Origin of the sequence: Burkholderia sp. NRF60-BP8 (assembly GCF_001522585.2) — a bacterium.
Lineage (GTDB): Bacteria > Pseudomonadota > Gammaproteobacteria > Burkholderiales > Burkholderiaceae > Burkholderia.
Genome location: NZ_CP013372.1, coordinates 191,340 through 206,284 on the forward strand (window position 1 = coordinate 191,340; position 14,945 = coordinate 206,284).

The following is a 14,945-nucleotide window of genomic DNA, read 5'->3' on the forward strand; positions in this document are numbered from 1 at the left end:
TTCCATGTATCTGACCATTCGACACGAGACGACCTATCGTTACTCGGCACCGCTCACCTATTCGATCCAGCAGATCCGGATGACGCCGCCGTCGCTGCCGTCGCAGTATGTCGCGGGCTGGCGGATCGCCGCGCCCGGCCTGCTCGACGCGTCGACCGACACCTACGGCAACGCACTGCATTCGCTGGTCGTCACGCGGCCGCTGACCGAGATCGCGCTGCACGCACACGGCGCGATCGACACGCAGCCGCTCGATGACGGCCGGCTCGGGCTCGACCCCGGGCCCGTGCCGATCGAGCATTACACGTGCGCGACGCGGCTGACCGAAGCCGACGACGCGATCCGCGCGCTCGCCGCGCCGCTCGACGCGAGCGACGCGCCCGGCGCGTTCATCGCGCTGGCGGAGCGGATCGCGGACACGGTTGCCTACCGGCAGGGGATCACCGCGGCGACGAGCACGGCGGCCGACGCGCTCGCGTTGCGGCACGGCGTGTGCCAGGACCACGCGCACCTGATGCTGGCGTGCTGCCGCGCGCGCGGTGTGCCGGCACGCTATGTGAGCGGCTATTTCGACGCGGGCGACGTGCCGCATGCCGCGAGCCACGCGTGGGCCGACGTGTGGGTGCGCGAGCTCGGCTGGGTGTCGGTCGACATCACGCATGCGCGCTTTGCGGGCGAAGCGTATTGCCGCGTCGCGACCGGCCGCGACTACGAGGCGGCCGCGCCGGTGCGCGGCATGCGCATCGGCGGCGGCGACGAATCGCTCGACGTCAAGGTGGACGTGCAGGCGGGAGGTGCGCGATGACCTATTGCGTGGCCATGCGCGTCGACGAGGGGCTCGTGTTCCTGTCCGATACGCGCACCAATGCGGGCATCGATCATGTGAGCACGTTCCGCAAGATGGTGGTGTTCGAGGTGCCGGACGAACAGGTCGTCGTGCTGCTGTCGTCCGGCAATCTCGCGATCACGCAGGCCGTCACGCAGCGTCTCGCGTCGCAGCCGGATACCGATCCGCAATCGATCTGGCGCGTGCGCTCGCTGCACGACGCGGCACGGCTCGTCGGCGATGCGGTGCGGGCCGTGCATGCGCGCGATGCGCAGTCGTTGCGCGAGTTCGGCGTCGATTTCAACTGCGGCTTCATCGTCGGCGGGCAGGTGCGCGGCGAAGCGCCGCGACTGTTCCAGATCTATGCGGCCGGCAACTTCATCGAGGCGTCGCCGTTGAGCCCGTACGTGCAGATCGGCGAGGCGAAGTACGGCAAGCCGATCATCGACCGGATGCTCGACGAATCGATGCCGCTCGCGGACGCGACGAAGTGCGCGCTGATCTCGATGAATTCGACGATCCGTTCGAACATGTCGGTCGGGCTGCCGGTCGATTTGCTCGTGTACGAACGCGATGCGCTGCGCGCGACGAAGTTCGCGACGTTCGACGAGGACGATCCGTATTACTGGATGCTGCACGCGACGTGGGCGGAGCGGCAGCGTTCGATGTTCGACGAGATTCCGAACCTGCCCTGGGACGAGGTGGCGGCGGTGCCGCCGCCGAGGGCGGCGCCGGAGCGGACGGCGTTGCGGGACGGTGCGGAGATGGAGCGCGAGCGCGAATCCGGAAGGACGATCTGGTAGGCGAAACCGGCCACCTCGTCTGGTCTGCATGACGAATCTTCAAGGGAAGAATTCAGCCTGGTCCGAAAGCATCCAAGCCCCGTCCTGCCGTGCGGCAGAATCATCCTGGTCTGATGGACTCGCCGAACTGGCCTGCGTAGCATCCGCCGAATGCATCGGTCGTTGTATCTCGTGTGTCGGAATTTCTTGCCCGTTCGGCTGTTCGGTCCGATGCAACCGCGAACGGGTACGTGAGAGATCGATCCGATATAGACCAATTTGGAAAAAATCAGAATGAAATCGAAGCAGTCCTATGAATCAGTAGAGCGACAAGCGCGCCGATGCGTGCTCAAGCCGCTCGCGATGCTGGTGCCGCTGATCGCGGCCGGCCACGCCTATGCGGTCCAGGGCGGCACGATCGCGGCCGGCGCCGGCAGCATCGCGCAAAACGGCCTGAACACGCAGATCGACCAGACGTCGTCGAAGATGATCGTCAACTGGAAGAACTTCGACATCGGCAAACACGAAACGGTCAACATCGCGCAGCCGGATGCGAATGCGGCAATCCTGAACCGCGTGCAGTCGGCGGACCTGACATCGATTCAGGGCGCGCTGAACGCGAACGGGCGCGTGTTCGTCGTGAACCCGAACGGCATCGTGGTCGGCAAGGGCGCGACGATCAACGCGAACAGCGTGGTGCTGTCGGCGGCGGACGTATCGGACAGCGACTTCATGTCGAACCGCACGCTGACCTTGCAGAACGGCAACGGCGCGACGGGCACCGTGCGCAACGACGGCTCGATCAATACGAAGAGCGGCGCACTGCTGGCCGGCGCACGCGTGATCAACGGCCCGGACGGTACCGTGTATGCCGATAACGGCAACATCGCTTTGGCGGCCGGCGGCAAGGTGATGCTCCAGCTCGACCCCGACGGCGGCATGGAGTCGGTCTACGTTAGCACGGGAGCGCCGGGCGCCCTGGCGGCCAACGACGGGCGAGTGTATACCGATAGCGGTTGGGTACGGCTCGAAGGGTACACGACCGACGCGTTGCGTTCCGAAGTCGTACGCAATACCGGTTACGTCACGGCAGGATCGCTCCGCGATCTGGGCGCGCCGGAGGGCGCAGGCACCGTGACGCTCCGTGCAAGCGGCGATACGCCGACGAGCGCGGGCATCCGTGCCAGTGGCCTGATCGAGGCGGGCAGCGTCGGAATGGACAGCTCTGGCGACCTGGCGCTGAATGGCGTGACGTTGACCGGTCCCGAGAAGGGATTCAACGCGTCCCTGAGAGCCAATCGGATCGATGTGTCGGGGGACGGCGTGGTGTCCGCGGGCAATCTGCAGTTCGTCGGGCGAGGCGAGGACGCGACGTATCTTCAGCAGGGCGATGTAGGTACGACCGATGGCTCCATCCGCGCGTCGGGGTTCGACCGCATCGCCCAGACCGGCGGGACGCTGTACGCACGCGGCCCCATCGACTTGGCCGCGCGCGACATCGTGCTCGGCGACGTGCAGACGCTCGGCACGCTGAACGCTCGCGCCGGTCGCAACCTCGACGTGAACGACGGACTGCGGGCGAATACGGCCAACCTCCTTGCAGGGAACGACCTGACCGTTTCCGGTACCGGTGCGGTCAATGCGCTCAGCGCCGGATTGAACGCCGGCAACGAACTGAACGTCGACGGTCGGGTCGGGGTGACCGGCGCGGGTTTGCTGAACGGCAAGAACGTGACTATCGCCGGTGCGGTGACCGCGCCCGCCGCCGGGATCGGCGAGCTGCGAATCAAGACGGCGGAAGGCGGTGGCGGCACGCTCCGTATCGATGGCTCGGTGGACGGCAGGCGCGTCGAGCTGTACGGGGACCAGGCGGTCGAGCAATCCCGGGACGGCGTCCTGCGTGGCGCCAACTCCTTGCAAGTCGCGTCCGGCGGGCACGTGATGCTCGGTGGGACCGTCCATGCACCGTCCGGGTATTCCGTCACGGATCACGGTTCCTTCCGCTATGCGCCAGGCGACTATGCACCGGGGCAGGCGCACGGCGCGACCGTCGCACCGGTCGAACCGGTGCAGCCGGGGCGCGGCGGCTCGATCGTGGCCGGTGCTGGTGCCATCTCGCAAGACGGCAAGGTGACCGACGTCGCACAGTCGACCGACCGGATGGTCGTCAACTGGAAGGACTTCGACATCGCACGCGACGAAGCGATCAATTTCCGGCAGCCGACTGCGAATGCGGCCGTGCTCAACCGGGTCGCGTCGGGCAAGGTCACGTCGATCGACGGCGCGCTGAATGCGAACGGCCGCGTCTTCGTGCTGAACCCGGATGGCATCGTGGTCGGCAAGGACGCGACGATCAATGCGAACGGCGTGACGCTCGCGGCGGCGGACACGTCCGACGACGACTTCATGCAGAAGCGCACGCTGCGTTTCGATACGAATGCCGGCAAGCGCGGGATCGTGCAGAACGAGGGGACGATCGCGACCAGAACGGGCGCGGCGCTGATTGGCCGCCAGGCGACGAACCTCGCGTCCGGCCGTATCACGAGCGGCAACGGCAACGTCGCGCTCGCGGCGGGTGGCAGCGCGACGCTGTCGCAGAACGCCGACGGCAGCCTGAACCAGATCGACGTGACGGGCGCAACCGATCACGCACTGGTCGCGAACGACGGCCGGATCACGGCCGACAACGGTTACGCCAGCCTGCATGCGTATGCATCGGGCGCGGCCGACGCGGAAATCGCACGCAACCGCGGCCAGATCGATGCGATCAACCGGTCGAACGCGAGCCGGTCGGCAAGTGGCCCGGGCAAGGGCGACGTGCTGATCAGCGGCCGCAATGCGGACGGTGGCGGTGACCAGGGCGGCATCGTCAATATCCGCGGCCGGATCACCGGTCAGACGGTTCGTCTCGCGAGCACCGGCGACCTGAACGTGTCGAACGGCGCGACGCTGAACACGCGCAATGTCGGCCCGGACTATGGCGTGACGCTGGTCGGCCGGCGCGTGACGATCGCATCGACCGGCGCGACGATCAACGGCGACGCGACCGTGGAGGGTGTCGGCGACGACGCCGTCTATACGGCGCAAGGGCCGCTGAACACGTCCGGCACCTTGTCGATGCGCAACATCGGCACGTCGCGGTAAGCATCGCGGACTGCCCGCCGCACGCAACCATCGGCGTGCGGCGGGCGGCACGTAAAAGCGCGAAGCCCGTATTCGTTTCGCGCACCGTTCGGGAGAAGGCGTTCCTTGGTCCTCCTGCCCGGACACGGCAATTCGACCGTCGCGGCGCAAGCCGCGAATGCGTCATCCGACGGAGAATGCGCGGCAGCGCGCCGCGCACTCCTGCCTTTCCGCCGCAGCGCAGGCCTGCGGCGTCGAATCCCGAATCCCTTGACGAGCTGCGAGACCGGACGCCGCGACACGGTATCCGCGCCTGACTTGCGGCAATGGTTGGCGGAACTCATCATGAAATCGAGATTGACGGTCGGTCGCCGCATGGATGCGGCGACGGTGCGCATTTCCGCGTCGGCAGTGCTGCTGCTGGCCGCGGCCCGGGCGGAAGCGCAGACGCCGCTGCCGCCGGCGAACGCGGGCCAGCTGTTGCAGCAGAACCAGTCGTTGCTGTCTCCCGACTCGAATACCGCGCGCGAGCCGGGCGATTCGGGCGATGCGGTCGTCGATCAGCGCGCGGGTAACGGGAGTGGCGGTGCGGCGACGTTGCACGTCGAACGCTTCGAGTTGAACGAAGCGCTGGGCGAACCGCTCGACAGCGACATCGCGCGATTGTTCGCGGGCGCGGCCGGCCACGATCTGACGTTCGAGCAGATCACCATCGTGCGGATGCAGCTCAATGCGCTGCTGCGTCGGCAGCTTGGCCTGCTGGTATTCGCCGTGTTGCCGGAACAGGACGCGAGCAACGGCATCGTGCGTTTTCGCATCGTGCGCGGGCACGTCGAAAGCATCGAGCTGAACAACCGCTCGCGCGTGTCGGACGCGACGCTCGAACGCTTCGTGCCCGGTGCGGGCGCGCATGGCGCTGCGTTGCGATCGATCACGCGCCCCGATCTGGGCGACCTGCAGCATGCCGCGCAGATCGCGCGGACGCTGCCCGGCGTCGCCTCCGTCACGCCACTGCTGACGCAAGGCGACACGGAGGGCGGCACGCGCGTGGTGCTCGACGTCGCGCCCGAGCCGGCCATCGAAGCGGCGGCCATCGCCGACAACGCCGGCTCGCCGAGTACCGGACGCTACCGGGTCGGTGCGCAAGTGACCGCGAACAGTCCGCTCGGCATCGGCGATCGCGCGCGCGTGGTGGCCTATAACGCGCCGTCGGCGCTTCAGGATCGCGACGGTGCGCATGGCAAGACGTGGATCGGACTGGCGTCGTACGACGTTCCGCTGGGCGGCGCGGGAACGCGCGGCGGCGTTCAGTATTCGCGCGTCCAGTATGCGCTGGGCGGGCCCCTGCAGGATCTCGGCGACGGTTATGCGGACGTGATCGGCGCGTATCTCAAGCATCCGTTGCTGTCGGCACCCAACGACGACCTGAGTGTCGGCGTTGCGTACAACCGCAAGCTGCTGAAGGACGCGTTTTTCTCCTACGCGTTTCGCCGGCGCTCGAATGTGGCGAGCGTCACGTTGAACGGCTCGCATTTCGGCGACTGGAAGGGGCGGCCGAACGGATTGCAGTATGCGCTCACGGCGGATGCGGGCGACGTCCGGCAACTCGACGTCGGGCTGGGCGATCCGTCGACGCAAGGACCGTTCGTGAAGTGGGGCGGCTCCGCCGATTTCACGCAGACGCTGTGGCCGGGGGCCAATGTCCGCGCGCGCATGAGCGCGCAGTTCGCGAGCCGGCATCTCGATCCGTCGGAACAGATGTCGCTGGGCGGGCCGAATGCGGTGCGCGCGTACGGCTACGATGCGCCGAGCGTCGATCAGGGCGCGGTTGCATCGGTCGATCTGACGCAGCAGATCGCGGCGGTGCCGGGGCTGTCGGCGCGTGTGTTCGTGGACGCCGGCCGCGGGCAGGTCAACAAGTCGCGCTCGCTTGCCGGCGCGGACAATACGTGGAACGCACGCGGTTACGGCGTGGGGGCGTCATATCAGTACAAGGCGCGCGCGCGGGTGGACGTTTCGCATGCGTTCCGGATCGGTGCGCCAGCCGGCCAGCGGCCGGACAGCGGGCAAACCTGGGTGACGGCGACGCTTGCCTTCTGATTCGCGTCGCGAGGGGCGCCGGGCCGCGAACCCGGCGACGTCACGCGTATTGCGCCCGTTTCGGCCGCAACAGCGGCGCGAGCGACAGCGCCTGAGGATGCCGGGCGATCGTATCGAGTGCGGCCGCCTCGAGTTCGCGGCGTCGCGCGCGATCGGCGACCAGCTCGACGCACGCGTCGACCAGCGCGTCGTAGGGTGCCGCGTGAAAACCGCCTGCGTAATCGGGATCGACCGCGGTGGTCGGCGACACCTCGCCGACCACGGCCTTGCCGTTCGTCATCAGATAGAACACGCGCACGATCTCGAAGATGTGCGACGCATAGTGATGCAGGTTCAGCACGACCTTCGCGCGCGCGATGGCCGCGTCGCGTGCGGCGCCATACGCGTTGTTGATGATACCGACCGTCAGCCCGCGCGCCTGGAGCGCATCGAGAATCGCCGCGCGCCGGGGGCCGATCGTGCCGTAGAACAGCACGTCGATATCCTGTTCGACGTCGTTCGGAATGCGGCGCAGCTTCGGATGAAAGCCGAGTTTCAGCTGGCGGGCTTGCCGCGCGCCGAGCGCACGCAGCTTCGCGAGATTGCGTTCGCTGTAGTCCCAGGTTTCGTAACGCGACGTCCATGCGTAGATATTTTCATTCCACGGCTGTTCGTCGACGTGAATCTGCTCGGTGTTGACGACGATCGTGTCGTCCGGCACGTGCTCGGCCGCGCGCGGATCGGCGAGGTGGCAGCCGATCAGGATGTTGCGCGCACCCGGCATCATGTTGTTTTCGGTGAAGCGAACGGCGTGGCCGAGATCTTCCAGCCCGTATGCGATGACTTCGGCGAGTTCGGTAAACGCGCCGGAATGCAGGTAGCCGGGCGGGCGGACGATGCAGACGTTGTAGTCCATGACGATGTCCTCGTGCTGGTCGCCCGTCACGCGGCGAGCGCGCCGAGATCGGCGGCCACCTCGTTCAGCACGGGATCCCAGTCGGCGAACGTCCGCTGCCGGTACAGCGAGGCGCTCGGGTAGAACGGGCTGTCGTCTCGGTCGCGCTGCCATACCCAGTACGGATTCGTGTCGAGGAGGACCCACGTGAATTGCCCGAGCGCGCCGCTCAGGTGCGCGACCGACGTGCAGACGGTGATCACCAGGTCGAGCGCATCGACGAACGCGGCGGTATCGTCGAGCGTCGTCCACGCCCGCGTGAAGTCGGTTACCGTGAAACCGTCCGCCCGTGCGGCCTCGATGTCGTGTTGCGCGCCGGGTTGCAGCGAGTAGAACGCGACGCTGTCCTGCAGGTGGCCGAACGCCTGCGCGTAGCGTTCGAGGCCGACGCGGCGGAACGGGTTGCGCTGGTGCGTGAGGCTGCCGGTCCACGCGAGGCCGACTTTCAGCCGCCGTTCGCCGGCGAGCGCCATGCGCCACGCATCGCTCGCAGCCGGATCCGCATGCAGGTACGGCGTATCGGTGGCCAGCGCGTCGCCGTCGAGGCCCAGCATCCACGGAATGCTCATCAACGACAGCTCGTAGTCGAATGCCGGTAGCGTGTCGGGCTGCGTCGCGACATCGTAGATGTCGACGTGTCGCGCGAGGCTGCGTTCGAGCAGCGCGCCCATCTGCGGAAACGAATTCCAGACGATGCGCCCGCCTTCTCGATGCACGCGCTCCGCGAGCAGCGGCACGTAACGGCTGAACTGCAGCACGTCGCCGAATCCCTGCTCGCCCCACACGAGCAGCGTCTTGCCTGCGAGCGATTCGCCGCGCCAGCGCGGGTGTTTGAACACGGGCCGGCGGCCGCGCAGTTCGCCGGCACCTTCCCAGCGTGCCTCGTAGTGGCGCAGGCCGGAGGCGAAGTCGCCGCGCACGAGCTGGAGCAGCGACAGGTTGTGGCGATGCAGGGGCTCGTGCGGTGCGAGTTCGACGGCGCGCTGCGCGTAGTGTTCCGCTTCGTGCCACCGGCATGTCTCCTGCAACGCGGTCGCCATGCTGCTGATGGCTTTGGGATCCTGCGGCGCGAGCGCGACGGCGCGCGTGGCTGCGCGCAGCGCGCCGTCCGCGTCGAACCGGTTGAGTCGTGTGACGACGGCGTTGATCCACGCGTGCGTATCGTTCGGATCGTCGTCGAGCGCGCCTTCGAGCAGCGCATGCTCGATCTCGCGGTCGCCACCCGAAAGGCGAATCGCCAGCGCCAGGTTGTTCTTCAGCAACGGCCACGCGGGCGCAAGCTCGAGCACACGCGAATACGGCGCGATCGCGTCGGCGTGACGGTCGGCCGTCTGCAGCGCGTAGCCGCAGTTGAACGCGGCGGCCGGCGAATCGGGATGCGCGTGCCAGTGCCGCATCGCCAGTGCGACCGCCTGCTCGACTTCGCCCCGCTCGACGAGCACCTGCGTCGCAGCGGCGACCGTTTCGTCGTCGGTGTGGGTGTCGGCCCGCGGCGATGCGTCGGCGAGCGCGTGACGCGACGAAGCGCCATCGTCGGACGACACGGTATCGGCAAAACGGGGCGCAAGGGCGGGCGTGGTCTGCATGGATTTCTCTCCGGTGCATCGTTCGCGCGTCGTCGGGCGGCGAACCTGTCGTTAGTCGGGGAGCGGCGTTCGCGCAAGCAGGCCGGCTCCGTGTCGGTCACCACTTTAGGTGCCCGCATGCGGCAACTAAATCGGACTGGTCTTAATTTGCGTCGAATCGACCGGTCGGCGGCCGCGTGGCTTGGTGGTCGTCAACGTGTATCGCGCGATGCCGGTAGGACCAGTCCGATTCCGCGTGCGGGGCGGTCGGTTTGGGACCAGTCCGATAGAGGAATGCAGTGATCGCGCCTTTAATACGAGTCGTTCCGATCGGTATCGATCGACCCGACATGCGTAACGGAGGTGATTGACATGAGCAACGCGGATTTTCTGGTGAAAGGCACGGTAGTCGGCATGGTCGCGAGCTCGGCGACGGTCGCGCTCGTGCACGTCGTGATCGAGACCGGCACGCGCTGGACAGGCGGCGTCGTGGTGACGCTCGTGACGGCGCTGATGATGGCGCTGGCGCTGCTGGTGCCGCCCGTCGTCAAGGCGTGGCGCAACCGGAAGACGGTGATCGATCCGTTCTTCTCGCCGGAGGACCTGAAGCCGATTCTGCAAGGGCGCGTGCTAGGGATCGTGCTCGGCATCGTGTTCGGCATTTCGATCGTCGGGGGATGGTAATGAGCCACGCGACCGTCGAATGTCATGACGCCGACGAAGCGGCCGGCGCGGCACAAGCACGTCGCGCGCCGTCGGTTCGTCGACACGTGAGCGTCATCTCGCTGCGCGACAGCGTCGGGCGTCGCGAGGCGTTCCGTGCGAACAATCCCGCGCTGGAATTCGAGTTCGTCGAGGCTGTCGACGGCCGGGCAATATCGGACGACATGCTGCGGCATAGCGGCCTGTTCGCGCCCGGGCTGCCATATACGCGCGGCGCATACGGCATCGCGATGACGACGTACCGTCTGTGGACCACCATCGCGGCCGGCGACGAACTCGTGACGATCGCGGAGGACGATGCGATTTTCCGCGCGGATTTCCACGACGCGACGCTGGCCTACCTGCGCGCGCATCCAGATGCACACGACTTCATGGCGTGGGGCTACAACTTCGATTCGATTCTGCGCGGCTCGATTTTCAACGATCGGACGCCCGTGACGATCTGTTTCGACGAAGCGTCGCTCGGGCAGTCGGTCGACGCGTTCCGCGCCGATCGCAGCCCGGTGCTGATGATGAACCTGCTCGAGTTCTACGGCATCTGCGCGTACACGATCTCGCCGGCCGGCGCGCGCTTCCTGCTCGATCGCTGCTTTCCGCTGCAGCCCGAGATCCTGTTCTCGCATGGCCTGGGCCGCGAACTGCCGAACTACGGGATCGATGTCGCGATGAACAAGTTCTATGGCGCGATGCGCAGCGTCGCGTCCTTTCCGCCGCTCGCGATCACGCCGAACGTGCGTGCAACTTCGACGATCCAGGTCTGACGTTGCAGTGGGCGATGGGTGCCGCTCGCCATTTGCTTGACCGGAAACGGATATCGTTCGTCCCCGCCGGATGTCGGCGGCGCCTCGAATCCGTTTCCGGATCGACGACGGGGAATTCGGGTGCGCCTCGAGGTCTCGGCAACGCTCTTCCATCGGCGTGATTGTCAGCCGCCGATTCAACACCTTCATTCGCGCGCGCAAACGTCCCTCCGCTGTCACGAAATCGACTGACGCAGAGCGGACTGTCACGTGCTTTTCCCAACCTTGGCCATTCCTTTCGACGCTTGCGCGTGATCGAACGACCACGTCCGGGATTCGGCAATCGACGGCGCGGCAATGACCTTATGGAGAGTGGCGTTCCGGCCGTGTCCGATCGTGGACTGACGGGGCGGGAGCTGCGGGCATCCCATGTATGGCATTGGTCACGACGGCTCACGTGTGACGACCAGCGGCGGCGGCATGTGTTCGCCGGCTTGTAGGGCGGGTCTTACGCGGATACCACCGAGATTCGGACCCGGACGACAGAATCGGACGAGCCCGATCCCTACCATTCTTTCAGTACCCCGACAAATTGAAAGGAGTAGGGAAATGAACAAGACATATCGGAATATCTGGAACGCGGCGACGGGCACGTGGACGGCCGTGGCCGAAACGGCGAAATCGCACTCGAAGGGCTCGGCGCGCGCGGCGCGTCAGGCCGTGGTCGCACTCGCGCTGGGTGGTGCGGTGGTTGGCGGCGCATACGCGGCCGACGCGTGCTCGACCGAAGATGATCGCTCGGGCTGGGTTGATGCTACCGGCGCGTGTGTGCTCGCGAGCACGACGGGAGGGATGAGCAGAAGCTCAGCCATTACCAGCAACCCGCTCAATGACGCCCTCATCAAGGTCAATGCCGGAAATGCAAACACCGAGGCGACCGCCTCCAACACCGGTTCCATCGCAATCGGTGGCGGCGCGATGGCGACAGCCAGCGGCTCGAACGGGCCGACGGGCGGCGGCATCGCCATCGGGCAGACTGCAAGCGCTTCACATAGCTCGGTATCCGTCGGTACCAATGCCTTTGCAGACTCCGTCGCGGGTCGAGCAACTGCGGCGGCCTTCGGCACGGCGTCATATGCGAACGGTGCCGGCGCGACTGCGCTGGGCGCCAATGCGAGCGCCAGCGGGTCGCAAGTTCTTGCTGTCGGAAGCATGGCATCGGCCCGGGCCGATAACGGAACCGCCGTAGGCTATGGGGCATCGATTGGCGCGCAGGGTGCCAATAGCGTAGCGCTCGGTAACGGTTCGACGGCATCTGACGCGAATGTCGTGTCGATTGGTACCGCGGCCGCGGGCGGCCAGCGAAGAATCGTCAACATGGCGGCCGGCACGCAAGACACCGACGCCGTCAACCTCGGCCAGATGAACGCCGCGCTCGCACCCAAGATCGACGACACGTACGTTAAGATCAATCCGTCCACAGCCACCGCCGCGGTGGCCACCGGCGGGGCAATGGCCATCGGCGGCAACGCGCAAGCCACCCTCGGCGGCGCAACGGCCATCGGTAACGATGCAGTCGCGACTGCCCGGAACACGACCTCCCTCGGCTTCTATACGTCGGCTTCGGGCGGCGCAGCCACCGCAATCGGCGCCTATGCGGAAGCGACGGCGGAGCACGCGATCGCCCTCGGCGTTGCCGCGTCGGCTGGGCATGCCGAATCGGTTGCGATCGGCGTCAGCTCGACCACCGATCGCGACAACAGCGTATCGGTCGGCAGCGGCAAGCTGCAACGCCAGATCACCAACATGGCCGCCGGTACGAAGGCAACCGACGCCGTGAACGTATCGCAGCTCACGCCGGTCGTGAACGCACTCGGCGGCGGTGCCGCGATCGATCCGACCACGGGCGCCGTGACCGGCCCGACGTACACGCTCGTGAACGGCGGCACGCAGACGACGGTCGGCGGCGCACTCGGCGCGCTCGACGGAGAACTGACGGTTGCGAAGGGCAACATCGCGCAGAACACGACCGATATCACGAACATCAACAACCAGCTCGGCGACCTGGCGAGCGGCACGATCGGTATCGTCCAGCAGGCTGGCGCCGGCGCGGACATCACGGTTGGCGCGAGCACCGACGGCACGACGGTGAACTTCACGGGCACGGCCGGCGACCGCAAGCTGGCCGGCGTGGCGGCAGGCGACGTGTCGGCGACGAGCAACGAAGCGATCAACGGTTCGCAACTGCATGGCGTGTCGCAAAGCGTCGCCGATGCGATCGGCGCCGGCTCGCAGGTCAACCCGGACGGCTCGATCACCGCACCGAGCTTCACCGTCGGCGACGGCAACGGCGGCACGACCACGGTTCACACCGTCGGCGACGCCGTGACGAACCTCGATGGCCGCGTGACGATCAACGAAGGCGACATCAAGAACCTCGCCGACCAGATCGGCAACGGCACCGTCGGCCTCGTCCAGCAGGATGCGACGACGCGCGACATCACGGTCGCTCAGCACACCGACGGCAAGGTTGTCGATTTCACCGGCACGGACGGCGCGCGCAAGCTGATCGGCGTGGACGCGGGCGAAGTATCGGCGACCAGCAACGAAGCGATCAACGGTTCGCAGCTGCACGGCGTGTCGCAGAGCGTTGCTTCGGCGATCGGCGCAGGTTCGCAGGTGAACCCCGACGGCTCCATCTCCGCACCGAGCTTCACGGTCGGCGACGGCAACGGCGGCACGACCACGGTTCATAACGTCGGCGACGCCGTGACGAACCTCGACGGCCGCGTGACGAACAACGAAGGCGCGATCACGAACATCAACCAGCAGCTCGCGGCAGGCCAGATCGGCCTCGTGCAGCAGGACCCGACGACGGGCGCGATCACGGTCGGCGCGACGACGGGCGGTTCGTCGATCAGCTTCGCCGGCACCGGCGGTGCACGGACGTTGAGCGGCGTCGCCAACGGCGTGAACGACGACGATGCAGTAACGATCGCGCAGTTGAAGGCGACGGGCCTGATCGACTACACCGGCAAGGAAATCGCGGCCGTGACCTACGACGACATCACGCTCGGCAGCGTGACCTTCGGCGGCTCGGGCGGCACGGCGCTGCACAACGTCGCGCCGGGGCTGATCGCGTCGGGCAGCATGGACGCGGTGAACGGCGGCCAGCTGTACGACCTGCAGCAGCAGTTCGCGCAGCAGTACGCAGCCATGGACGGCCGTGTCGGCGCACTCGAGCAGAACCCCGGCAACGGCGGCGGCTCGGGTGGCCCGGGCAACGGCATGGGCCCCGGCAACGGCACGGGCGGCGACGGCTCGCTGGTGGTCGGCACGGGTTCGAACGCGGCCGGCTCGAACAGCAGCGCGGTGGGTCAGGGTGCGGTCGCCACGGGCGACAACGGCTCGGCGTTCGGTCAAGGCTCGGTCGCGTCGGGCGAGAACAGCACGGCAATCGGGCAGGGTTCGAACGCGAGCGGCAACGGCTCGGTGGCGCTCGGCCAGGGTTCGGTGGCGGATCGCGACAACGCGGTGTCGGTCGGTTCGGCCGGCAACGAGCGTCAGATCACGAACGTCGCGGCCGGCACCGCGCCGACCGATGCGGTCAACGTGCAGCAGCTGAACGATAACATCAACAGCGTGCGCTCGCAGATCGACAGCAACCGTCGCGATTCGAACGGCGGCACGGCCAGCGCGGTCGCGATTGCCAACCTGCCGCAGGCATCGTTGCCTGGCGAAAGCATGGTGTCGGTCGCAGGCGGTACCTACGGTGGCGAGTCGGCAACGGCGTTCGGCATCTCGACCGCGACCCGTAACGGCAAGTGGGTTGTCAAGGCATCCGGTTCGACCAACACGCGCGGGACGGTAGCGGTTGGCGCGGGCGTCGGCTACCGCTGGTAACGGGTCATCAGGCTCCGGTGCGTACGCGAGCCGTGTCCCGCCCGAGCGTTGTTTCCTCCTCCTTTCAGTGAGGGCGGCGCGGCGGACGTACGCCATTCAGGGAAGGGCTCCGGCTATGCCGGAGCCCTTTTTTTTTTGTACTTGCGCGATTGAGTCCGCGTTCGTGGGAGCGATCCCGCCGTGACTCGGCGCGTCGATGACGGATGCCGGAAAAATTCTGGGACCTGTCTGATAGAAGGCCGGAAGGCC

Annotated in this window: 9 protein-coding genes; 7 read left to right on the top strand and 2 right to left on the bottom strand. The window is 67.0% G+C overall.

The genetic code is table 11. The features are described from left to right. Positions 1 to 4 precede the first annotated feature (4 nt). The 4 genes from WS54_RS00900 to WS54_RS00915 all read left to right on the top strand — a co-directional run bounded on the left by WS54_RS00900 (position 5) and on the right by WS54_RS00915 (position 6,831). The gene (locus tag WS54_RS00900; protein ID WP_059786554.1) at positions 5 to 805 is read left to right on the top strand and encodes a transglutaminase family protein; all 801 of its coding nucleotides are present in this window, start codon (positions 5 to 7) and stop codon (positions 803 to 805) included. Continuing rightward, positions 802 to 1,629, top strand: a complete 828-nt coding sequence (locus tag WS54_RS00905; RefSeq protein WP_082725204.1) for a peptidase — start codon at positions 802 to 804, stop codon at positions 1,627 to 1,629. Before WS54_RS00900 ends, WS54_RS00905 begins: the two co-directional genes overlap by 4 nt. 273 nt (positions 1,630 to 1,902) lie before the next feature. Further along, on the top strand, positions 1,903 to 4,752 hold the full coding sequence (locus WS54_RS00910; RefSeq protein WP_082725205.1) for a two-partner secretion domain-containing protein: 2,850 nt from the start codon (positions 1,903 to 1,905) through the stop codon (positions 4,750 to 4,752). 324 nt (positions 4,753 to 5,076) lie between these two features. Continuing rightward, the gene (locus tag WS54_RS00915; RefSeq protein WP_159086621.1) at positions 5,077 to 6,831 is read left to right on the top strand and encodes a ShlB/FhaC/HecB family hemolysin secretion/activation protein; all 1,755 of its coding nucleotides are present in this window, start codon (positions 5,077 to 5,079) and stop codon (positions 6,829 to 6,831) included. 40 nt (positions 6,832 to 6,871) lie between these two features. Here WS54_RS00915 and WS54_RS00920 read toward each other — a convergent pair whose 3' ends face one another. Both WS54_RS00920 and WS54_RS00925 read right to left on the bottom strand, forming a co-directional pair. Next, positions 6,872 to 7,726 (bottom strand): hypothetical protein, encoded by an 855-nt coding sequence (locus WS54_RS00920; RefSeq protein ID WP_059786621.1) that lies wholly within the window; start codon positions 7,724 to 7,726, stop codon positions 6,872 to 6,874. A 26-nt stretch (positions 7,727 to 7,752) separates the two neighbouring features. After that, positions 7,753 to 9,351, bottom strand: a complete 1,599-nt coding sequence (locus WS54_RS00925; RefSeq protein ID WP_059786564.1) for a hypothetical protein — start codon at positions 9,349 to 9,351, stop codon at positions 7,753 to 7,755. Between the two features lie 351 nt (positions 9,352 to 9,702). Here WS54_RS00925 and WS54_RS00930 point away from each other — a divergent pair, with 351 nt between their 5' ends. The 3 genes from WS54_RS00930 to WS54_RS00940 all read left to right on the top strand — a co-directional run bounded on the left by WS54_RS00930 (position 9,703) and on the right by WS54_RS00940 (position 14,696). Continuing rightward, the gene (locus WS54_RS00930) at positions 9,703 to 10,014 is read left to right on the top strand and encodes a hypothetical protein (RefSeq protein ID WP_059786567.1); all 312 of its coding nucleotides are present in this window, start codon (positions 9,703 to 9,705) and stop codon (positions 10,012 to 10,014) included. Positions 10,015 to 10,100: 86 nt separating this feature from the next. Continuing rightward, positions 10,101 to 10,814 (top strand): glycosyltransferase family 25 protein, encoded by a 714-nt coding sequence (locus WS54_RS00935; protein WP_236872725.1) that lies wholly within the window; start codon positions 10,101 to 10,103, stop codon positions 10,812 to 10,814. 408 nt (positions 10,815 to 11,222) lie between these two features. Next, complete coding sequence (locus WS54_RS00940) at positions 11,223 to 14,696, top strand: YadA family autotransporter adhesin (RefSeq protein ID WP_236872726.1); 3,474 nt, start codon at positions 11,223 to 11,225, stop codon at positions 14,694 to 14,696. Positions 14,697 to 14,945 lie beyond the last annotated feature (249 nt).

What these genes read in the sequence shown, in the direction of transcription:
- WS54_RS00910 (WP_082725205.1), top strand. Translation starts at nt 1,903, where the DNA reads ATGAAATCGAAGCAGTCCTATGAATCAGTAGAGCGACAAGCGCGCCGA.
- WS54_RS00920 (WP_059786621.1), bottom strand. Translation starts at nt 7,726, where the DNA reads ATGGACTACAACGTCTGCATCGTCCGCCCGCCCGGCTACCTGCATTCC.
- WS54_RS00905 (WP_082725204.1), top strand. Translation starts at nt 802, where the DNA reads ATGACCTATTGCGTGGCCATGCGCGTCGACGAGGGGCTCGTGTTCCTG.
- WS54_RS00915 (WP_159086621.1), top strand. Translation starts at nt 5,077, where the DNA reads ATGAAATCGAGATTGACGGTCGGTCGCCGCATGGATGCGGCGACGGTG.
- WS54_RS00930 (WP_059786567.1), top strand. Translation starts at nt 9,703, where the DNA reads ATGAGCAACGCGGATTTTCTGGTGAAAGGCACGGTAGTCGGCATGGTC.
- WS54_RS00900 (WP_059786554.1), top strand. Translation starts at nt 5, where the DNA reads ATGTATCTGACCATTCGACACGAGACGACCTATCGTTACTCGGCACCG.
- WS54_RS00940 (WP_236872726.1), top strand. Translation starts at nt 11,223, where the DNA reads ATGTATGGCATTGGTCACGACGGCTCACGTGTGACGACCAGCGGCGGC.
- WS54_RS00925 (WP_059786564.1), bottom strand. Translation starts at nt 9,351, where the DNA reads ATGCAGACCACGCCCGCCCTTGCGCCCCGTTTTGCCGATACCGTGTCG.